The organism is Vibrio sp. 1F263, from assembly GCF_041439035.1.
Classification (GTDB): Bacteria; Pseudomonadota; Gammaproteobacteria; order Enterobacterales; family Vibrionaceae; genus Vibrio; species Vibrio tasmaniensis_A.
Genome location: NZ_JBGONI010000011.1, coordinates 39,326 through 60,250, shown reverse-complemented (window position 1 = coordinate 60,250; position 20,925 = coordinate 39,326). Strand labels below are relative to the sequence as shown.

Genomic DNA, 20,925 nt, shown 5'->3' with positions numbered 1-20,925 from the left:
TAGCTTCTAGCTTCTAGCTTCTAGCTTCTAGCTTCTAGCTTCTAGCTTCTAGCTTCTAGCTTAAGCAAGAGCGCCAAGTTCAAGCAGTACTTCGTCAGCCCATACAATCCATGCTTCACGGATCAGTAGGTTACGACGAAGCGTTAGACGCTCTAGGCGTGCTTGCTTGTCTAGTGTAGATGGTGTTGCGTAGTAAGCCGCTTCGATTTCTTTGTAGTGAGAAACCAGTTTGCGAGACTCTTCTACTAGTTCAGCAAGTTGTACACGGTACGCGTCAGAAGGTTGTACAGCACAAGCGATTAACTTAGCTGAGAACTCGTCACGAACGGTTGGGTGTGCAGTTGGTTGTTCAAACCATTCACCTAGCGCGCCACGGCCAGCATCGGTGATAGAGTAAACTTTACGATCAGGTTTGCCTTCTTGAGGCTCAAGTACGCAAGTTACCTGGTCGTTCTGAGCCATTTTATTTAGCTCGCGGTAAACTTGTTGGTGGCTAGCTTTCCAGAAGTAACCAATGCTTGCGGAGAATTCTTTTGTGATATCGTAACCAGTAGCATCGCGTGTACTTAAAACGGTTAAAATTACGTGTGGTAATGACATGTCTGAAATCCAAATGGTAAACAGTAAACAAATACTTGAACAACAAGTGTGCTTCTATGGCACGTTATATTGGTTATGTTCAAGTAGCACCAACTTAATCGTTGGTTATGTCACCTTACAAAGCCGTTTATCACCTAGGTTGACCAGTTTATTGGTCGAGTGCCGCAGATTATTATTTTGGAGTGTTTCTGCAGCGGAGCAGTAGTATATCTAAATAATAAGCATAAAGTAGAATACATGGACAAAATAACCCAAAAAACTGACAAAATACTCACTAGTGGTCATTTGGCAAAATAAAAAGGCCGCCAATGGCGACCTTTTGTTTCTTTTGTAGATGGAATCACTAATTAACCAGTGTTTCGCATACCTGCTGCAATACCTGCAATCGTCACCATTAGCGCTTCTTCTAGCTCTGCTGGTGGTGTTTCACACTTACGAGTACGGTAAAGCAGTTCCGCTTGAAGCATGTTTAGTGGCTCAACATAGATGTTACGTAGACGAATTGACTCAAGTCCCCAAGGGTCGCTTTGCATCAAGTTCTCGTTATTTTCTACATTCAGCACCGCTTTGATGTCTTTTTGCAGCTGTTCACGCAGTAACTCACCCAGAGGTAATAGCTCTTCGTCAACAAGTCGCTGGTCGTAGTACTTAGCGATTTCCATGTTGCACTTCGAGTACACCATTTCCAACATACCTAGACGAGTCGAGAAGAATGGCCATTCACGACACATCTCTTCAAGTAGCGCTTGATGGCCTTGATCGACAGAGTATTGAATCGCTTCACCAGCGCCTAACCATGCAGGAAGTACCAAACGGTTTTGGCTCCATGAGAAGATCCATGGGATCGCACGTAGGCTTTCTACGCCGCCGTTCGGGTTACGTTTCGCAGGACGAGAACCTAGAGGTAACTTGCCTAACTCTAGCTCTGGCGTCGCTTGGCGGAAGTAAGGAACAAACTTCTCTTCACCACGAACGACGTTGCGGTAAGCTTCGCAAGATACTTCAGACAGCACTTCCATTAGGTCGCGCCATTCTTGTTTTGGCTCTGGTGGTGGCAGAAGGTTCGCTTCTAGAATCGCACTTGCGTATAGGTTGAAGCTATTAACTGCAACATCTGGCAAGCCAAGTTTAAAGCGGATCATTTCGCCTTGTTCAGTTACACGTAAGCCGCCTTTCAAGCTTTTAGGTGGCTGAGAAAGAAGAGCTGCGTGCGCTGGCGCACCACCACGACCAACCGTACCACCACGACCGTGGAATAGAGTCAGTTCAATGCCTTCTTCTTCACAAGCCTTAACTAGCTTGTCCATTGCATCGTATTGCGCCCAGCCTGCAGACATTACACCGGCATCTTTAGCTGAGTCAGAATATCCGATCATCACCATTTGGTGGTTCTGGATAAAGCCACGGTATAAATCGATGCTCATTAGCTGTTTCATTACGGCTTCTGAGTTGTTCAAGTCGTCTAGCGTTTCGAACAATGGACATACGTCCATGCGGTACGGGCAACCACATTCTTGTAGAAGCAAATGTACAGCCAATACATCCGAGGCAGTACGAGCCATAGAGATCACGTAAGCACCAAAGGCTTCACGAGGTTGAGCCGCAACGACCTTACAGGTGTCTAAAACCTCTTTGACCTGCTCAGATGGCTCCCAGTCGCGTGGTAACAGTGGGCGCTTTGAGCTTAATTCATTGGTTAAGAAAGCAACCTTATCTTGCTCGCTCCATTGGTCGTAATCACCAATGCCTAGGTAGCGAGTCAATTCAGATAGCACATCTGAGTGACGAGTACTTTCTTGACGAACATCGAGACGAACCAAATGCACGCCGAATGCTTTTAGGCGGCGCAGGGTATCAAGTAGAGAACCGTCTGCGATTACGCCCATGCCACATTCGTGCAATGATTGGTAACATGCGTAAAGCGGTGTCCAAAGTTGGTCTATGTTCTGGAGAGTTTCTTTCTTCGGTACTTCTGCGTCGTGCAGTTTTGCATCAAGCACTTCTAGCGTGTTGTTGAGCAGAGTACGTAGGCTCTTCAGGATTGCACGGTAAGCTTCGTGCTCATCGCCAGCCAATTCACGAACGGCATCATTACACTTGGTCATCGACAGTTCGGTAATCAACTCGTTCACGTCACCTAGGTATAGATCAGCGGCTTTCCAGCGAGACAGACGCAGTACTTCTTTAGTGATGGTGTGCGTTACGAATGGGTTACCATCGCGGTCACCACCCATCCAAGATGAGAAATGAACAGGGCGCGCATCAATTGGCAGGCCTTCACCAAGGTAACCTTTTAATCGACCATCCATTTCACGTAGGAAATCAGGCACAGCTTCCCAAAGAGAGTTTTCTACAACCGCAAAGCCCCACTTAGCTTCATCAAGTGGTGTTGGGCGTTGCTGACGAATCACATCAGAGTGCCAACCTTGAGCGATAAGCTGCTCTAGGCGACGTTCGGTTTTCACACGCTCTTTGTGTGATAGATCGCTTAATTCTAATTTAGACAGACACTCGTTGATCTTAACCAACTTGTTGATCATGGTGCGACGAGTGATTTCTGTTGGGTGAGCAGTCAAAACGAGTTCGATGTTCAGGTTGCGAACAGCTTGAGCTGCGTCTAGCTTGCTGATGTCGTTTTGGTTTAATTTGGAAAATAGAGATTGCAGCACGTCTGGTTCACAAACATGCTCCTCACAGTGGCGAGAGATGGTGTGGTATTGCTCTGCCATGTTGGTGAGGTTGAGAAATTGGTTAAATGCACGAGCAACAGGAGTGAGTTGTTCGTTCGGCAGGTTTTTGATTTCTTCAACTAGGCTGTCACGGTCAGCTTTGTTGCCTGCGCGGGCGGATTTGGAAAGTTTACGGATAGTCTCCACTTTCTCTAAGATAACGTCACCATGTGCATCTTGGATTGTGTTACCTAGCAAGCGTCCCAGCATGCTTACGTTACTCTTGAGAGCGGCGTATTTCTCGTTCATTGTCATCCTGCCTCGTAAAAAAATTACATCCATTGTTCCTTGTTAAGTACACAATCTAGCGAAAAGTGCTGTATCTAGTCAAATAAAGCATTCTAAGTTTGCAATTATTAGGTTTAAAAATGCGGGAGAAGTAAATTTTTCAAAACTTAGGGAAAAAGTGAAATTTAATTACAAGATCGGGCTGTGTCAGGGATAACAGAATAAAAGCCACCTTTTCGGGTGGCTTTTATACGAAAATATCGGAAGGAAAGTAATAACTAGAAACAATATTTACGGATCGATTTACTCAGAACATCAATTGTAGGGTCAATAAAATCGAAGCTTAAGAACTCATCCGGTTGGTGAGCTTGGTCGATTGAGCCTGGGCCTAACACTAAGGTTGGACATAGCTCCTGAAGGAAAGGTGCTTCAGTACAATAGTTCACAGTTTGAGATTCGGTTTCACACACTGATTCCATGCCACCGATAAATGGATGATCGTGCTGACATTCGTAACCCGGAATCGGCTCATGCAGGGGAGTAATCTCAATCCTGCCCGGCCATTTTGCTTCTACTTCCTTGAGCGCGCTGCGTAGCATGTTATCCAAACCATCTAAGCTGATGCCCGGTAAAGGACGAACGTCGTAGTGTAATTCACAACAGCCACAGATACGGTTAGCGCTGTCGCCACCGTGAATATGCCCAAGATTTAGAGTAGGGCTTGGAATCGCGAAACCCGGGTGATGGTACTCTTTGACTAACTTGTCACGCAGCTGCATTAAAGCAAACAGCACTTCATGCATGATCTCGATGGCGTTAACGCCTAATGCAGGATCAGAAGAGTGACCTGATTTACCCGTTACTCGCACAGCATTAGCAACGTGACCTTTATGACCGCGAATAGGCACTAGGCTGGTCGGCTCACCAATAATGCAGTAGTCCGGTTTAAACGGCGCATTTTCAGTGAAATGACGTGCACCTAGCATAGTGGTTTCTTCGTCACACGTTGCTAAAACATAAAGTGGCTTGGTTTGCTTGCTCCAATCCATTTTCTTCGCAGCTTCATAAACGAAGGCAAAAAAGCCTTTCATATCGGCGGTGCCTAATCCGTAGAAGCGGTTGTTGTGTTCTGTCAATGCGTGAGGGTCGAAGTTCCAACGTCCTTCATCGAATGGCACGGTGTCGCTGTGTCCTGCAAGCAATAAGCCCCCTTCGCCAGAACCCATCTTTGCGACCATATTATGCTTGCCGGGTTCGACTTCCACGACCTCAACGCTAAAGCCTACGTCTTTAAACCATTGAGCCATTTTTTCGATCACTTTCTCGTTGCCATGATCCCAGCTTGGATCTGTTGAGCTAATGGAGTCGGTGGAAATTAGGCCTTTATAGACCTCAAGGAAACTCGGTAATTGCATAATATCTTCACTTCTACTATTGACAGGAAAACCATAAGTCGGTAAAACACATATTAAATCATATTTAATGCATAAGAAATCAAATATAGCTAAAAATTAAGTATGAATAGTCAAATTTGAAATGTAACTTACCTCAAGAATGGATGTGTTGAGATGTTGAAAACCACGATCATTGGTGCAAGCGGCTATACAGGAGCAGAACTGGCTCTAATGATAAACAGACACCCTGAGCTCACGCTATCAGGTTTATATGTCTCAGCCAATAGTGTAGATGCGGGCAAACCTATCGCTGCACTGCACGGTAAGTTAGCTGGCCTGATTGATATGCCAGTACAACCTTTAACAAATCCGGAAGAAGTGGCCAAACAGTCTGATGTGATTTTTCTAGCAACGGCACACGAAGTCAGTCACGACCTAGCGCCAATTTTTCTAGAGAACGACTGCCAAGTGTTCGACCTATCGGGTGCATTCAGAGTTAAAGGTGAAAACTTCTATCAAGAGTTTTACGGTTTTGAACATCAACACGAACAATGGCTAGACAAAGCGGCTTACGGTTTAGCGGAATGGAACGAACAAGAAATCAAAGAAGCTCAGCTTGTTGCGGTAGCGGGTTGTTACCCAACGGCATCACAACTGGCGATTAAGCCTTTGGTTGAAGCCAAGTTACTTGATGAGAACCAATGGCCAGTGATTAACGCAACCAGCGGTGTGACTGGCGCAGGCCGCAAGGCGACCATGGTTAACAGCTTCTGCGAAGTGAGCCTACAAGCTTATGGCGTCTTCAATCACCGTCATCAACCTGAAATGGCCGCACATTTAGGATGTGATGTGATTTTCACTCCGCACCTCGGCAACTTTAAGCGTGGCATTTTAGCGACCATTACCATGAAACTGGCTGACGGTGTGACAGAACAACAGATACAAGATGCCTTCGAGCAAGCTTATCAAGGTAAGCCAGCCGTGAGATTGCTCGAAGAGACATTGCCAAGAATTCAAGATGTAGAACAGACACCTTTCTGCGATTTAGGCTGGAAGGTACAAGGTCAGCACATCATCGTTGTTTCGGCGATTGATAACTTATTAAAGGGTGCATCTAGCCAAGCGATACAGTGTTTAAATTTACGTTATGGTTTTGCGCCATTAACTGCGTTAGTGTAAGGAAATCTAGATATGAGCCTTAATAATCAACCATTAATCATAAAGTTAGGTGGCGCTGCGCTATCTTGTGGTGAAACACTTAGCAAGTTATTTGGTGCGATTTCAGCTTACCAACAACAGGCACAGCGACCAATCGTGATTGTTCACGGCGGCGGTTACCTTGTTGATGATTTGATGAATAAGTTGAACCTCGAAACCGTTAAGAAAGAGGGGCTTCGTGTTACTCCTTATGATCAGATCCCTGTTATCGCTGGCGCGCTAGCGGGCACGGCCAACAAACTACTTCAAGGTCAGGCGATTAAAGACGGTATCAATGCCGTTGGTTTGAGCCTTGCAGATGGTGGTTTATGCAAAGTGAGCGAACTGAACCCTGAACTGGGCGCGGTAGGTAAAGCGGAGCCGGGCGACTCAACCGTCCTTCAAGCGATTCTTAATGCGGGCGCACTGCCAATCATTAGCTCAATTGGTCTGACTGAGCAAGGCCAACTGATGAACGTCAATGCAGACCAAGCTGCTGTAGCTGTAGCTGGCGCGCTTGATGCTGAATTGGTACTGCTTTCTGATGTAAGCGGTGTGTTGGATGGCAAAGGTCACCTGATTCCAAGCCTTAATCAACAACAAGCTGATGACCTTATTACAGGCAAAGTGATTACCGATGGCATGATCGTTAAGGTTCAAGCCGCACTAGAAGCCGCTAACGACCTTGGACGACCAATCGAAGTTGCCACTTGGCGATACCCAGAAAAGCTAACACAACTGTTTTCAGGTAAAAGCATAGGAACGCAGTTTTTACCTCAGTAGACCTCACAACGAGTTACTACTTAAAGAATTTAGACAAATAAATTTAACACATAATAATGAAGTCATTTCCAACGCTGACCGCCATGTGCAGTATGGAAACTAGGAGAAAGAAAATGAGCAAAGTTAACGTAAAGAAAGTTGTAGTAGCCTACTCTGGCGGTCTAGACACATCAGTAATTATTCCATGGTTGAAAGAGAACTATGATTGCGAAGTTATCGCATTTGTTGCAGATGTAGGCCAAGGCGATGAAGAGCTGATTGGTATTGAAGAGAAAGCAAAAGCGTCTGGTGCATCTGAGTGCTACATCGCTGACCTTAAAGAAGAGATGGTGGCAGATTACATCTACCCAACGCTAAAAACTGGCGCTTACTACGAAGGTAAATACCTACTAGGTACTTCAATGGCTCGTCCAATTATCGCGAAAGCTCAGGTTGAGGTTGCACGTAAAGTCGGTGCAGACGCACTGTGTCACGGCTGTACAGGTAAGGGTAACGACCAAGTTCGTTTTGAAGGCGCATTTGCTGCCCTCGCACCAGACTTACACGTAATTGCACCATGGCGTGAATGGGATCTAGTGAGCCGTGAAGAGTGTCTAGATTACTTAGCTGAACGTAACATCCCTTGTACGGCTTCTCTTACTAAGATCTACTCGCGTGATGCAAACGCATGGCACATCTCTACAGAAGGCGGCGTGCTAGAAAATACATGGAACGCACCGGATGAAGATTGCTGGGCTTGGACTGTAGACCCAGAGCAAGCGCCAAACGAATCTGAAACTGTGACGCTTAAAGTTGAAAAAGGTGAAGTGGTAGCGGTTGATGGCGAAACAATGACGCCATACAACGCACTGGTTTACCTAAATGAGAAGGGTGCGAAGCACGGTGTTGGTCGTATCGATATCGTAGAAAACCGTCTTGTTGGCATGAAGTCTCGTGGTTGTTACGAAACTCCAGGTGGCACAATCATGATGGAAGCACTGCGTGCAGTAGAGCAACTGGTTCTTGATAAAGCGGCATTCGAATTCCGTGAAGAGCTAGGTGTTAAAGCTTCTCACCTTGTATACGATGGCCGTTGGTTCACTCCGCTATGTAAGTCAATTCTTGCAGCAACAGATGAGCTAGCACAAGACGTGAATGGTGAAGTGGTTATCAAACTTTACAAAGGCCATGCAACTGTGACTCAGAAGCGTTCTGACAACAGCTTGTACTCAGAAGAGTTTGCAACCTTTGGTGAAGATGAAGTCTACGACCAAAGCCACGCTGAAGGCTTTATCCGTCTTTACTCGCTATCAAGCCGTATCCGTGCTCTGAATAGCCAAAAGTAATCCGAACCATGAGTTAGTGAGCTAGCCTTTTACGAATAACGGAAGGCTAGCAAATAGACATTATTATGCAAAGCCCATCCACTATTGATTAGTGAATGGGCTTTTTTCTATCTATTAGTCTAATAAATCAGCTTCGGTTTTTATCATTGAATGGCATATAATTCGCGAATCACGCTGAAAATAAATAGTGGATTAAACTATCGGTGAATAAATATGTGAAAATAATGAATTAATACTTTATTTTCATTTTGAATTGCCGTAAGTTTAAATCATCAGAAAAATACTGAATTTTAATCAGAATTATCATTTGCAAAAACAGTGAGCACTGTGCAATTAGGAGATACACAATGGCATTATGGGGCGGTAGATTTACCCAAGCAGCAGACACCCGGTTTAAAGATTTTAACGATTCTCTTCGTTTTGATTACCGATTGGCTGAGCAAGACATTGTGGGCTCAATTGCCTGGTCTAAAGCTCTACTGTCGGTCAACGTATTAACAGAAGAAGAGCAACAGAAGCTTGAGTTAGCGTTGAATGAGCTAAAACTTGAGGTGATGGAAGATCCTGAACAGATTCTACGTTCTGATGCAGAAGATATTCACAGTTGGGTCGAGCAACAACTTATCGGCAAAGTCGGTGACTTGGGCAAAAAACTTCACACTGGCCGTTCTCGTAATGACCAAGTGGCGACAGACCTTAAACTATGGTGTCGTCAGCAAGGTAACCAACTGCTACTTGCATTGGATCGCCTACAAAGCCAAATGGTGAACGTCGCTTCTCAGCATCAAGAAACCGTACTTCCTGGCTACACACACTTACAACGTGCTCAGCCGGTAACATTTGCTCACTGGTGCTTGGCTTACGTTGAAATGCTTGAGCGTGATTATTCTCGTTTGAATGATGCGATTAAGCGTCTAGATACATGTCCGCTGGGTTCTGGTGCCCTTGCCGGAACTGCTTACCCGATGGACCGTGAAGAGTTAGCTCACAACTTAGGTTTCCATCGTGCAACGCGTAACTCTCTAGATTCAGTTTCTGACCGTGACCATGTGATGGAGCTGATGTCGATCGCTTCTATTTCTATGCTTCACCTTTCGCGTCTTGCAGAAGACATGATTTTCTACAACTCGGGTGAATCGAACTTCATCGAGTTAGCCGATACCGTGACATCAGGTTCATCTCTGATGCCACAAAAGAAAAACCCAGATGCGCTAGAGCTAATCCGTGGCAAAACTGGCCGTGTGTACGGTTCATTAGCTGCAATGATGATGACTGTAAAAGCTCTGCCTTTGGCGTACAACAAAGACATGCAAGAAGATAAAGAAGGTCTGTTCGACGCTTTAGATACTTGGAATGATTGTATGGAAATGGCAGCACTCTGTTTTGACGGTATTAAAGTGAACGGCGAACGTACACTTGAAGCAGCAAAACAAGGTTACGCGAACTCAACAGAACTGGCTGATTACTTAGTAGCGAAAGGGATTCCTTTCCGTGAAGCTCACCACATTGTTGGTGTAACAGTCGTCGCAGCGATTGCTAAAGGCTGCGCATTAGAAGAATTAACAATCGCAGAGATGAAAGAGTTCTCTGAGGTGATTGAAGAGGATGTGTATGACATCCTGACTATTGAATCGTGTCTTGAAAAACGTAGTGCGCTAGGCGGTGTATCACCACAACAAGTGGCTTACGCGGTTGACCAAGCAGAGAAGCGTTTATCACAGCGTGATACTTCTATCGTTAAGGTTCGTTCTGCTCGTCTGACCGATATTGAAGCGTTGGAAGGCATGGTGGCCTACTGGGCGAATATGGGTGAGAACCTGCCTCGTTCTCGTAATGAACTGGTGCGTGATATTGGCTCGTTTGCGGTCGCTGAGCATCATGGCGAGGTGACGGGTTGTGCATCACTCTATGTGTATGACTCTGGTTTAGCGGAAATCCGTTCGTTAGGTGTTGAAGCTGGCTGGCAAGGTCAAGGGCAGGGTACCGCGATTGTGCAGCACTTGGTTGAGAAAGCGCGACAAATGGCGATCAAGAAGGTGTTTGTGCTGACTCGTACCCCAGAGTTCTTTATGAAGCATGACTTTTTACCAACATCGAAATCTTTGCTACCTGAGAAGGTACTGAAAGATTGTGATCAGTGTCCTCGCCAACATGCATGTGATGAAGTGGCGTTGGAAGTGAACTTGGTTGAACAGATCATCGCAAAGGTGAATGTTGCATAAAGCATTGATTTTATAGCCCCTAAAAAAAAGATCAAAAATCTGATCTTTTTTGGGAACAAACTAAGAAAAGTCCGGTCTATTAAAGTACCACTGCTTTTTCTTAGAATTTTCTAAGAAAGCCCTAGAATCGATTGGTTCTGGGGCTTTTTTCTATCTGCTGTTTGGGAAATGATGATGGCTCGATAATTATGACGAATTATCGGATTATTTAGCTCTGTCTCTAATCACTACTCTTTATCCAGTAAAGATTTCCAGCTAACGCTTTTTGTTCCTTAAAGGCAGCACGAAAAATTTCATTATCCAATGCAACCACAACAACCCACTGAACGTGAAAGCGGCCATCATCAACGCGATGGCATTGATGGTTTTTGGGTCTTCTTTGAAAAATAACCACCACGCTCCCCAACTTACTAGCGACAACACCATTAGCTGGTTCATGCAACGTTGGCAGCGACCGAGTTTGTTGAAGATTTTTTCATTTTTATTGCAATGAACACATGTCATCTTAGGCTTAATTCGCGTTATGCTTGTTGCCCTGATAATAACACGTCACAAGATATTGGATCACGGTGACACAGAGAGAGAAAGTCAATGATTGAGCGCCAAGAAACCAAACAACGCATGAGCCGTATTGTTAAACACAACGGCACTATCTACCTATGTGGCCAGGTGTGTGCTGATGCAACTAAAGACATCACAGAACAAACACAAACGATGCTAGATAAAGTGGAAGCCCTACTTGAGCAAGCGGGCAGCGATAAAGAGCACATGCTGTCAGCAACGATTTACTTGAAAGACATGAAAGACTTCCAAGAAATGAACGCAGTATGGGATGCATGGGTTCCTGAAGGTCACGCTCCAGCTCGCGCATGTGTAACGGGTGATATGGCTCGTGAAGCGCTACTTGTTGAGATCTCTGTGATTGCTGCTGAGAAGTAATTGCTAAGCCTTTAGCGATAAGCAATGGCTTCAAGAGATTCCAGATACCTCGTCCCGCGGTTCTGGAATGACGAGTTTAGTTTTGGTTTAGCTGATGCGTCACTTTGATTTGCTTCAGTTTAGACGCGTTTGAAGAGCACCGCTATTCTGGTTAGCTTCGCCTAGACGTGTATGAAAATAGCTGTCATTCCCGAGAGCGACGAAGGAGCGTAATCGGGAATCTATAGTTTACTTGTTGCCAAAAACAAAAAGGAAAGCCACTGGCTTTCCTTTTTAGTATCTAGCGTTTGTTAACTGACTAACGATAGCCTGAGATTAACAACCAGGGCCACAATCTAGACAGTGTTTCACTATCTCTGGACCTAGGTGCAGTTTCGCATTGAGGTCACGTAGCGCTGTTCGCACACCTTCTTCAATCACTGGGTGGTAGAACGGCATATCCAGCATTTCAGAAACCGTCATCTTGTTTTGGTGTGCCCAAGCTAATAGGTGAGCCAAGTGTTCTGCGTTTGGTCCCATCATTTCAGCACCAAGGAAGCGGCCTGTACCTTGCTCGCCGTATACGTGCAGAATACCTTTGTTGCGCAGCATCACTCGTGAACGACCTTGGTTCTCGAAAGACACTTCACCTGTTGCGAAACAACCACATGTGCCTAAGCGTGTGGTGATCTCTTTGTAAGTTTCACCCACCATCGCGATTTGTGGGTCAGAGAATACCGCTGAGATTTTAGAACGGCGTAGGCCTGCACGAATCTCTGGGAAGCGACCTGCGTTATCACCCGCAATACGTGCTTGGTCTGCTGCTTCATGTAGTAGAGGCAGTTGGTTACTTGCGTCACCGGCAATAAATACTGATGGTAGCGATGTTTGTAGTGTGTAGTGGTCTGCGATAGGAACACCACGTTCATCAAGTTCTAGAGAGGTATTCTCTAGGCCAAGCTTATCAGTGTTTGGACGACGACCTGTTGCTGCAAGTACATATTCAACGACGTTAGTTTCTAATTCACCTTCTTTATTGATGAACTGGATCTCGACGCGATCTTCACCCGATTCAGTAGTAATACGTTTCATGCTTTCGATTTTTACGTCGGCATCAAGGTAGAATTCTTCATTGAAGGCTTTGTCTGCGTAAGCCATGATCTCTGGGTCGGTTACTGGGCCTACTTGACCACCTAAGCCGAACAGTTTTGTTTTTACACCCAAGCGGTGCAGTGACTGACCAAGCTCTAGGCCAATAACGCCCGGGCCAAATACCGCCACTGATTCTGGTAAATCATCCCAGCTGAATACGTCGTCGTTAATGATCAGACGATCACCAAGCTCATTCCAAACGGCAGGGTATGCAGGGCGAGAGCCAGTTGCGATAACAATACGTTTAGCTGTGACAACCGTGTGGTCATCAATTTGTAGTGTGTTGTCGTCTAAAAATTTTGCGTAGCCAGAGATCTTGTCTTGCTCTGGGATTTCATCAACACCTTCTAAAACAAAACCAACAAAACGGTCACGTTCAAACTTCACTCGGTCCATCACTTCACGGCCGTTAATCACGATATCACCTTGTGGGTGAACGCCAAAAGCCGGAGCTTTCTCGATTTGGTGTACGCTTTCCGCTGCTGCAATAAGCAGTTTAGATGGCATACAACCAACACGAGCACAGGTTGTACCGTAAGGGCCGCCTTCAATCATCACGACACTGTCAGTGTGTGCTTTTGCAGCGCGGTAAGAACCTAAACCTGCCGTACCGCCCCCGATAACTGCTACATCTACATTGACTTGTTTCATAATAATTTTCTCGCAATGGCTAAATTTGGTTTGAACGAACCCCTCCAACTCTGGTGATTTCTTGAGAGTCAGGATAGCGGGTCAGTTTTGTGATTCTGTTTTATTAGGTTTAGCTTGTGACTCTGCTTTTATTGCTAACTATAGGTTAGTAAAAGACAGGCGAGTCACCAGCTATATTCTTTTTCCCAAAACTCAGATAAGAGTGTTTGGAATAGCTAACCCACAAGAGGGTGGGTTAGCTGAGACTTCTAAGCCTATATCGGCGATGAAGCGATTAGCCTAGGAAAGTTTCTAGTTCTTCGCTACCACCGATGTGTTTGCCACCGATGAATACTTGTGGAACCGTTGTACGACCAGAGATTGCACGTAGGCTTACTGTTGTCGCGTCTTTACCTAGTACTACTTCTTCGTAGTTCAAACCTTTGTCGATTAGGTTCTGCTTCGCTTTCATACAGAAAGGACAGCCTGGCTTAGTGAATACTGTGATTGACTCTTGCTCTTTGTGCTCAGGAGCAATGTAGTTAAGCATAGTATCTGCATCAGAAACCTTGAACGGGTCGCCTGGTACGTCTTCTTCGATGAACATTTTTTCTACCACGCCGTTTTTAACCAGCATGCTGTAGCGCCATGAACGTTTGCCGAAGCCGATGTCGTTTTTCTCAACTAGCATGCCCATACCGTCTGTGAAATCACCGTTACCATCTGGGATGAATGTGATTTTTTCAGCTTCTTGGTCTGCTTTCCAAGCGTTCATTACGAATGTGTCGTTTACTGAAACACATAGAATGTCATCAACACCGTTTTCTTTGAATACAGAATGTAGCTCGTTGTAACGAGGTAGGTGGCTTGAAGAACATGTCGGTGTAAACGCACCTGGTAAGCTGAATACGATAACTGTCTTGTCTTTGAATAGCTCTTCCGTCGTTACGTTAACCCATGCATCGCCTTGGCGAGTTGGGAATGTTACTTGAGGGATTGATTGACCTTCTTTAGATGCAAACATATTGATTTCCTTAAATAGTATTTTTAATTTTGTTCTATCAGAGCTTAACGTTTTTCTTTGCTCTGTTTCGTTTCGTTGAGCCCATTATTAGACAAATCCTTTGATAGCTCTAATCGTTTGATGTTATGGTTTTGATAGGTAAATTCTATCAAGAGCATTTTTCTTTTAAATGTTTCTATGAAACCCCTTGTTCTTATTAAAACCTGAGGTAAGAGACTGATCATGAACATTCGTGACTTTGAATACTTGGTGGCGCTCGCAGAGCATAAACACTTCCGAAAAGCGGCAGAAGCGTGCTTTGTCAGTCAGCCGACACTAAGCGGTCAAATACGCAAACTAGAAGATGAAATTGGACTTCAGTTAACCGAGCGTAGTCCAAGGAAGGTCATATTTACAGAATCAGGGTTACAACTTGTTGAACAAGCCAAGCGTATTCTCAATGAAGTAAAGACTTTTAAGGATATGGCAAGTGGACACGGTGAAGCGATGACGGGGCCGATGCACATTGGTTTTATTCCGACCGTTGGCCCTTATATTTTACCTAAGATCATTCCTCATCTTAAAGAGTGCTTCCCCGATCTTGAGCTTTACCTGCATGAAGCGCAGACCCATCAGCTAGTGAGTCAACTTGAAGATGGCAAGCTTGATTGCTTGGTATTGGCTGCAGTTGATGAAACGGCGGCGTTCAAAGAGATTGATGTGTATAACGAACCGTTAAGCGTCGCAGTGCCATGTGATCATGAGTGGGCTAAGCAAGACACTGTCGATATGTTGCAGTTAAATGGACAAACCGTACTTGCACTGGGCGATGGTCACTGCTTACGAGACCAAGCCTTAGGCTTCTGTTTTGCTGCGGGTGCAAAAGACGATGAGCGCTTTAAAGCGACCAGCTTAGAAACGCTGCGTAACATGGTAGCAGCAGGGGCGGGCATTACCTTGCTACCTCAATTGTCTGTACCAAAGGAAAAGCAGAAAGATGGTGTGTGTTACGTTCCAGCGGTGAATCCAACACCTTCACGTCGTATTGTTGTTGCCTACCGACCGGGTTCTCCGTTAAAGGGGCGCTTTGAGCAATTGGCTGAGGCTATCCGAACTCAATTGGAAAAAACAGCTTAACGGCCAAATTCAGATTGTAGGTACAAAGCCGTTTAAATTGTAGATAACAAAAAAGGGTTGATATGAATTCATATCAACCCTTTTTGTTGGTTCATGTTACTTGGTTCAACAAACCCTAATTAGAACAGCTCTTCTACTGCTTCACCTGATGACGTTGAGTAGATGTCATCATTGAAACGTTCAGTAATGTACTCGGTTGGCTCAGTGCCTTTCTCGAAATACTCGAACATTGATGAGCTATCGAACTTGTTGGTCAGTAAGCCAGTTTCACGGTCGATACGAACGCGAACGATATTTTCTGGAAGCTCTTTACGTTGTGCAGGAACACCCGCTAACGCTGTGCCCATGAAATCAACCCATGCCGGCTCTGCTGTTTTAGCGCCCGCTTCTGCACCTGTAATTTGATTCTTACCAAGGTTAGAGTTCGCTTTGGTTCGACCTAGGTTACGGTTGTGGTTGTCAAAGCCAACCCATACCGTTGCAACCATGCCTGGGCCGTAACCGCTGTACCAAGTATCTTTCGAATCGTTGGTGGTACCGGTTTTTCCGCCAATATCGCGACGCTTCAGCGGTTGAGCACGCCAACCTGTACCATTCCAGCCTGTGCCTGCACTCCAGTCACCGCCGCCCCAGATATTGCTGTACATCATTTCACGAACAAGGAACGCGTTCTGCTCAGTGATCACTTGAGGTGCGTACTGTACTTGGGCATCCACATCTTGCTCTGCAAACTCATCAGCCATTGAATCTGAGGTCATAGGCTGTTGGCAATCGTCTTTACACACAACTTTCGGTGTCGCTTGGAATTCAGTCTCACCAAATGGTGTTTCAATGCGGCTGATGTAGAAAGGTTCAACGTAGTAGCCGCCATTCGCAAATACTGAGTAACCTTGAGCTACCTTCATTGGCGTTAAGCTACCCGCACCCAGAGCAATGGTTTCAGAGCGCGGTACTTCGTCAATATCAAAACCAAATCGAGTTAGGTAGTTACGAGTATCATCCAAGCCCACTTCGCGCAGTACACGTACCGCCATTACGTTTTTAGATTGAGCTAAGCCAATACGTAAACGAGTTGGACCCACATAGGTCGGTGGTGAATTCTTTGGTCGCCATGCCGTACCTTGGCTCTTATCCCATTGATTAATAGGCGCATCGTTGATCAGTGAGGCTAGTGTTAAACCTTTTTCAATCGCCGCTGAGTAGATAAATGGCTTGATACCAGAACCCACCTGACGAATAGATTGGGTCGCACGGTTGAATTTGTTGTGTACAAAGTTAAAGCCACCCACCATCGACAATACTGCGCCGTTGTTAGGGTTCATGGCAACAAACGCGGTGTTTGCATTTGGCACTTGGCTTAGTCGCCATACAACCGGTGTTTCAGGTTCAGTTGTTGTTTCTTCGGTAGGCTCTTCAGATACTTCATCGCCTGTTACTGCTTCATGTCGAACCCAAACTTGCTCACCAACAGCCAAAATCTCCTTCGCTTGAGAAGGCGCTGGTCCTTGGCGGTTGTCCGTTAGGAATTTACGTGCCCAGTTCATGCCTTGCCACTCGATAGTGCCTTCGCCTTGGTTCTTAACCCAAACTTGAGCACTTTTCGAATCAACAGCAGTTACAACTGCTGGTACTAAGTCACCATAGGTTGGTTGAGACTTAAGGTGCTTAACGATTTGTTCTTGATCCCAAGTTGATTGCGCCGTTTGCCATAATACTTTTTCAGCACCACGGTAACCGTGACGCTCATCGTAGCCGAGCAGGTTCTTAATCGCGGCTTGGTTCGCTGCTTTTTGCAGTTTTGAATCAACGGTCGTGTAAACCTTCATGCCTGATGTGTAAGCGGCTTCACCATAGCGTTCAACCATCCAAGCTCGTGCAACTTCTGCTACATATGGTGCGCTCAGTTCAATCTCGGCACCGTGATATTTCGAGATAAGTTCTTCACTGCGAGCTTCATCGTACTCCGATTGAGTGATGTATTTTTCGTCTAGCATACGACGTAATACCACGTTACGACGGTTGGTCGCACGCTCAACAGAATAAATAGGGTTCATAGTTGAAGGTGCTTTTGGCATGCCCGCAAGCGTAGCCAATTCACTTAAGGTGAGCTCAGGAAGATCCTTACCAAAATAAACACGCGCTGCTGCGCCGAAACCATATGAACGGTGACCAAGGAAGATCTTGTTTACGTAAAGCTCCATGATCTCTTCTTTACTCAGAAGTTGCTCTATGTGGATCGCAATGAAGATCTCTTTGATTTTACGCATGATCTTTTTCTCATTAGATAAGAAGAAGTTACGCGCAAGCTGCTGAGTAATGGTACTTGCCCCTTGTTTGGCTGAACCGGACATAGCAACCACGAGTGCTGCTCGAGTAATACCAATTGGATCAATACCAGGGTGCTCGTAGAAGCGGCTATCTTCGGTAGCAATCAAAGCTTCAACTAGGTGGCGAGGAATCTCATCATAAGTCACTGGATTACGACGCTTTTCACCAAATTGAGAGATCAATTTACCGTCTTGACTGAAGACTTGCATTGGCGTTTGGAGTTCTACGTCACGCAAAGTGGCAACATCAGGCAACTCTGGTTTTACGTAATAGTAAAACCCGAAAATTGTACTGACTCCAAGAATCATGCAAATCAATGTAAATATGAATAATCGCTTTATGAACTTCACCGGATAATCCCTGATTAGTTAAGGCTGATAAGCAGCAAACCCTTGTACTCTAGGTTAAAAACTTAGCTTTCGTTTATTAACGCTTATTTAACTAATAATCACAACCCCTAGATAATCAACGAAATGCTTGGCACTTCAGGAGCTAGGTCACATGGGTTCATCATTAATTACAGGTATAGATATAAATCATCACAGCATCAAAGCCGTGGTACTAAAACCCGTGGGGGAGTCGTATGCCCTAGTGGGATACAAAGAGCTGCCGATTTCGGACGACATTTTTACAGCTAACCATACTTTGGAGTATCAGAAAACTGTTAAGAAACTTAAAGAACTTAGGAAAGGACTGCCTTTTGGCTGTCGCAACGTCGCCATTTCGGTACCCGATAACACGGTGATCAGCAAAGTACTGCAAATAGAGAGTGACTTAGAAGACAGAGAAAAGGAGTTTTCTATCTATCAAACCTTTGCTCATCAATCTCCCTTTCCTATCGAGGAGCTGAGTTTAGATTTTGTAAAGCTGGAAGACAAACGATTTGGTAAAGGATCGACAAGTAGCTATCAGATATATGCGACTCGTAAGGAAGTTGTAGACAGTCGAGCGGATGCTTTAAATAAAGCCGGATTTAAACCTGTTGTCGTCGACACCCAAGCACATGGTCTGCTCAATATTTGGCAGTTGGCTTCACGCCTTTATCCTGAAAAAAGTAACTGGTTGCTAGTGGACGTGGGAGTTGACCAAACGTCGTTAGGCATTATCCCGCAGGATTCAGCACCTTTCTATAAAGACATCGCCTTTGGTACTCAAGATCTTCGCGGTACTGACAGCCCGAGTTATACAGAAGGTGTTTTCGGCAACGCAGAGGACACACATCGGTTTATTGTTAATTTGGTTGAAAAGCTTAAGCGACAGTTGCAACTCTATTCCTCAGTGAATGCACTTGAGCCGATATCCGGGATCTGGCTGATGGGCGAAGGAGCCAGCATTCCGATGGTAGTTGAAGATCTAGAGCGCCATTTTCAGATGAGTTGTGAATCGCTCAATCCTTTATCGTTATTTGAGAACAAGGTGGCGAAGCGGCACCAACTGCCGATGAACTGGCAACATTTCGGCATTGCCGCGGGTATGGCGATGAGTGGACTCAAGTGGCAAGGAGAGAAGCATGTTGCATCAAATTAACCTGCTGCCGTGGCGTGATGAGATTCGCGCTCAGCACAAGAAGCGTTTTATCCACCTAGTCATTCTTGGCGTCATCATTGCACTTACAGGGCAATGGGCGATTGGTCACTATTTTCAGGGTCAACAAGCCAAACAGCAAGCTCGCCTCAATTATCTTAATCAATACATTGCCGAGCTCGACCGACAAATTCAATCGTTAAAAGTTGCAGAACAAGAACACAAAGCCATTCTGACTCGACTTGATGTCGTGGAGTCGTTACAGCTTGGCCGTAATAAGACCACCGACTTTATGAATCTAATGCCGGAGCTGATTCCTGAGGGCGTGTATGTCGACAAGATAAAGATGAATGGTCAGGAGATTGAGATGGCAGGTATCAGCGACAGTACGGCTCGCCTCGCCACAATGTTGGACAATCTAGAGCGTTCTGATTCTCTTAAAGGGGTCGAGATGCACTCTATTATCCATAACCGAAAGCGCTTCAATAAAGAGTTTCAGACCTTCAAGGTCTCTTTTGTGTTTAGACCTGTTTCTTTAGAAAACACAACCGCAGAGAGCGCAACCGCGAGCAGAAAAGAGAAGGGGGCAAATCATGGCTAACCTTCAAAGTAGGATTAGCTGGCAAAATAGTGTGAGCTTGCAAGATCTCGATGTTGATGAGATCACCGAATGGCCGTTGTTGCCCCAACTGCTCGTTATTCTGTTGCTGGTGATATTAATCCAAGGTGTCGGGACTTGGCTGTATGTGCTGCCTTTAGACGATGAACTGCAGCAGATGAAGCAGCAAGAGCAGACTTTGAAAGCAACATTAAGGATAAAAGCGAACAAGGTTGCGGCTTTGCCTAAGCTTCAGAGTCAGTTGGATGAGCTAACCAGTCGCTACGACTATCTGTTAGAACAGTTGCCAGTTCAAAAGGAGCTCGCCAGTATGTTGGCCTCAGTGAATGAACTTGGTTTGGATAATGCGCTAACCTTTACGCGCATTGATTGGGGGCAAAAGCAGAACAAGGAATTCCTCTATCGGTTACCCCTCAATATTGAGCTAACCGGTGATTACCACGAGATTGGTGATTTCTCCGCAGCCATCGCAAAACTGCCGCGCATTATTAGCTTCGATGATGTGAATTGGCAGCGAGTCAGTCAAGAAAGCAGCACGCTGCACTTCAGGGTTCGAGCTTACACCTATCAGTTTAAATCGGAGGTGAATGATGAAATTCAGTAGCGTCCTTTTGTCCCTATTGTTACTGCTTGTGCTTTCAGGCTGTAAAGCCAATCAGGATTCGTTAGAAGATTTTGTGAGGCAAGTTGAAGCTAAGGCGAGAAAAGAGGTAGAAAAACTTGTCCCAGAAACGGAGTTCTTGGCCGCAACTTATCAACGCCACGCTTTTCGTCCTCCCTTTGAACTTCCTAAAGAAGCCATGGTGCAAAATCAACCCTTGGTGAAGAAAGACTGTTGGCAGCCGAACGCTCGCTCTCGTATTGGCAAGTTAGAAAAATACCCACTGAGTAAGCTGCGTTTAAGAGGCGTAATGGGCAGTGGAACAAGCGTTTCAGGGTTAGTACAAACCCCAAAAGGGAACGTGGTCAATGTGAAAAAAGGTCAGTTTATTGGCTTAAATAATGGTCGAGTGACTAAGGTGACGAGCCAGTACGTACAGATTAATGAAACCCTTCCAGATGGTTTAGGTTGTTGGCATAAGCGCAACGTTAAGCTCGCTCTGAAGTAAACCAATGTCACATGATGTGGATATGAG

The 20,925-nt window shown here is 45.4% G+C and carries 18 protein-coding genes; 10 read left to right on the top strand and 8 right to left on the bottom strand.

Annotated elements, in window-relative coordinates:
• Positions 1–60 precede the first annotated feature (60 nt).
• The 3 genes from ACED25_RS09935 to argE all read right to left on the bottom strand — a co-directional run bounded on the left by ACED25_RS09935 (position 61) and on the right by argE (position 4,972).
• Entirely contained in the window at positions 61–600 is a 540-nt protein-coding gene (locus ACED25_RS09935; protein ID WP_009848889.1) for a PadR family transcriptional regulator, read from the bottom strand.
• A 347-nt stretch (positions 601–947) separates the two neighbouring features.
• A complete protein-coding gene (ppc, locus tag ACED25_RS09930; protein ID WP_371695188.1) occupies positions 948–3,584 on the bottom strand; it encodes a phosphoenolpyruvate carboxylase in 2,637 nt (878 codons plus the stop codon).
• Between the two features lie 251 nt (positions 3,585–3,835).
• Positions 3,836–4,972 carry an acetylornithine deacetylase gene (argE, locus tag ACED25_RS09925; protein WP_009848891.1) on the bottom strand — a complete coding sequence of 379 codons (1,137 nt, stop codon included), beginning with the start codon at positions 4,970–4,972 and terminating at the stop codon, positions 3,836–3,838.
• A 153-nt stretch (positions 4,973–5,125) separates the two neighbouring features.
• Here argE and argC point away from each other — a divergent pair, with 153 nt between their 5' ends.
• From argC to argH, 4 genes are all read left to right on the top strand, one after another.
• A complete protein-coding gene (argC, locus tag ACED25_RS09920; protein ID WP_371695187.1) occupies positions 5,126–6,130 on the top strand; it encodes an N-acetyl-gamma-glutamyl-phosphate reductase in 1,005 nt (334 codons plus the stop codon).
• 12 nt (positions 6,131–6,142) lie between these two features.
• Complete coding sequence (argB, locus tag ACED25_RS09915) at positions 6,143–6,931, top strand: acetylglutamate kinase (protein WP_017061138.1); 789 nt, start codon at positions 6,143–6,145, stop codon at positions 6,929–6,931.
• A 113-nt stretch (positions 6,932–7,044) separates the two neighbouring features.
• Positions 7,045–8,256, top strand: a complete 1,212-nt coding sequence (locus ACED25_RS09910) for an argininosuccinate synthase (protein WP_009848894.1) — start codon at positions 7,045–7,047, stop codon at positions 8,254–8,256.
• 347 nt (positions 8,257–8,603) lie between these two features.
• Positions 8,604–10,478, top strand: coding sequence for an argininosuccinate lyase (gene argH / locus ACED25_RS09905; RefSeq protein ID WP_371695186.1), 1,875 nt, complete (start codon positions 8,604–8,606; stop codon positions 10,476–10,478).
• A gap of 255 nt (positions 10,479–10,733) precedes the next feature.
• Here the strand turns inward: argH and ACED25_RS09900 are convergent, their stop codons facing one another.
• Positions 10,734–10,982 carry a DUF3624 domain-containing protein gene (locus ACED25_RS09900; protein ID WP_371695185.1) on the bottom strand — a complete coding sequence of 83 codons (249 nt, stop codon included), beginning with the start codon at positions 10,980–10,982 and terminating at the stop codon, positions 10,734–10,736.
• 87 nt (positions 10,983–11,069) lie between these two features.
• On the opposite strand from ACED25_RS09900, the gene ACED25_RS09895 reads away from it, so the two are divergent.
• Positions 11,070–11,417: a RidA family protein gene (locus ACED25_RS09895; RefSeq protein ID WP_004729674.1), complete on the top strand. Its 348-nt coding sequence runs from the start codon at positions 11,070–11,072 to the stop codon at positions 11,415–11,417.
• Positions 11,418–11,732: 315 nt separating this feature from the next.
• On the opposite strand, the gene ACED25_RS09890 is transcribed toward ACED25_RS09895, so the two are convergent.
• The 3 genes from ACED25_RS09890 to ACED25_RS09880 form a co-directional block, all read right to left on the bottom strand.
• Positions 11,733–13,199 (bottom strand): dihydrolipoyl dehydrogenase, encoded by a 1,467-nt coding sequence (locus ACED25_RS09890; RefSeq protein ID WP_371695183.1) that lies wholly within the window; start codon positions 13,197–13,199, stop codon positions 11,733–11,735.
• A gap of 274 nt (positions 13,200–13,473) precedes the next feature.
• Positions 13,474–14,202: a glutathione peroxidase gene (locus ACED25_RS09885; RefSeq protein WP_017099996.1), complete on the bottom strand. Its 729-nt coding sequence runs from the start codon at positions 14,200–14,202 to the stop codon at positions 13,474–13,476.
• A gap of 44 nt (positions 14,203–14,246) precedes the next feature.
• Positions 14,247–14,426, bottom strand: a complete 180-nt coding sequence (locus tag ACED25_RS09880) for a hypothetical protein (RefSeq protein WP_371695182.1) — start codon at positions 14,424–14,426, stop codon at positions 14,247–14,249.
• Here ACED25_RS09880 and oxyR point away from each other — a divergent pair.
• The gene (oxyR, locus tag ACED25_RS09875; RefSeq protein WP_017099998.1) at positions 14,425–15,318 is read left to right on the top strand and encodes a DNA-binding transcriptional regulator OxyR; all 894 of its coding nucleotides are present in this window, start codon (positions 14,425–14,427) and stop codon (positions 15,316–15,318) included. The two genes, ACED25_RS09880 and oxyR, sit on opposite strands and share 2 nt — an antisense overlap.
• 119 nt (positions 15,319–15,437) lie before the next feature.
• On the opposite strand, the gene ACED25_RS09870 is transcribed toward oxyR, so the two are convergent.
• Positions 15,438–17,996, bottom strand: coding sequence for a penicillin-binding protein 1A (locus ACED25_RS09870; RefSeq protein WP_198592283.1), 2,559 nt, complete (start codon positions 17,994–17,996; stop codon positions 15,438–15,440).
• Positions 17,997–18,147: 151 nt separating this feature from the next.
• Here ACED25_RS09870 and pilM point away from each other — a divergent pair, with 151 nt between their 5' ends.
• Genes pilM through ACED25_RS09850 form a run of 4 tightly spaced genes read left to right on the top strand, consistent with a single transcriptional unit; the run spans position 18,148 to position 20,898 of the window.
• The gene (pilM, locus tag ACED25_RS09865) at positions 18,148–19,173 is read left to right on the top strand and encodes a type IV pilus assembly protein PilM (protein WP_371695180.1); all 1,026 of its coding nucleotides are present in this window, start codon (positions 18,148–18,150) and stop codon (positions 19,171–19,173) included.
• Positions 19,157–19,771, top strand: a complete 615-nt coding sequence (locus tag ACED25_RS09860; RefSeq protein WP_371695179.1) for a PilN domain-containing protein — start codon at positions 19,157–19,159, stop codon at positions 19,769–19,771. Before pilM ends, ACED25_RS09860 begins: the two co-directional genes overlap by 17 nt.
• Complete coding sequence (locus ACED25_RS09855; RefSeq protein ID WP_371695178.1) at positions 19,764–20,393, top strand: type 4a pilus biogenesis protein PilO; 630 nt, start codon at positions 19,764–19,766, stop codon at positions 20,391–20,393. The genes ACED25_RS09860 and ACED25_RS09855 overlap by 8 nt, the downstream gene beginning before the upstream one ends.
• The gene (locus ACED25_RS09850; protein WP_371695205.1) at positions 20,380–20,898 is read left to right on the top strand and encodes a pilus assembly protein PilP; all 519 of its coding nucleotides are present in this window, start codon (positions 20,380–20,382) and stop codon (positions 20,896–20,898) included. The genes ACED25_RS09855 and ACED25_RS09850 overlap by 14 nt, the downstream gene beginning before the upstream one ends.
• Positions 20,899–20,925 lie beyond the last annotated feature (27 nt).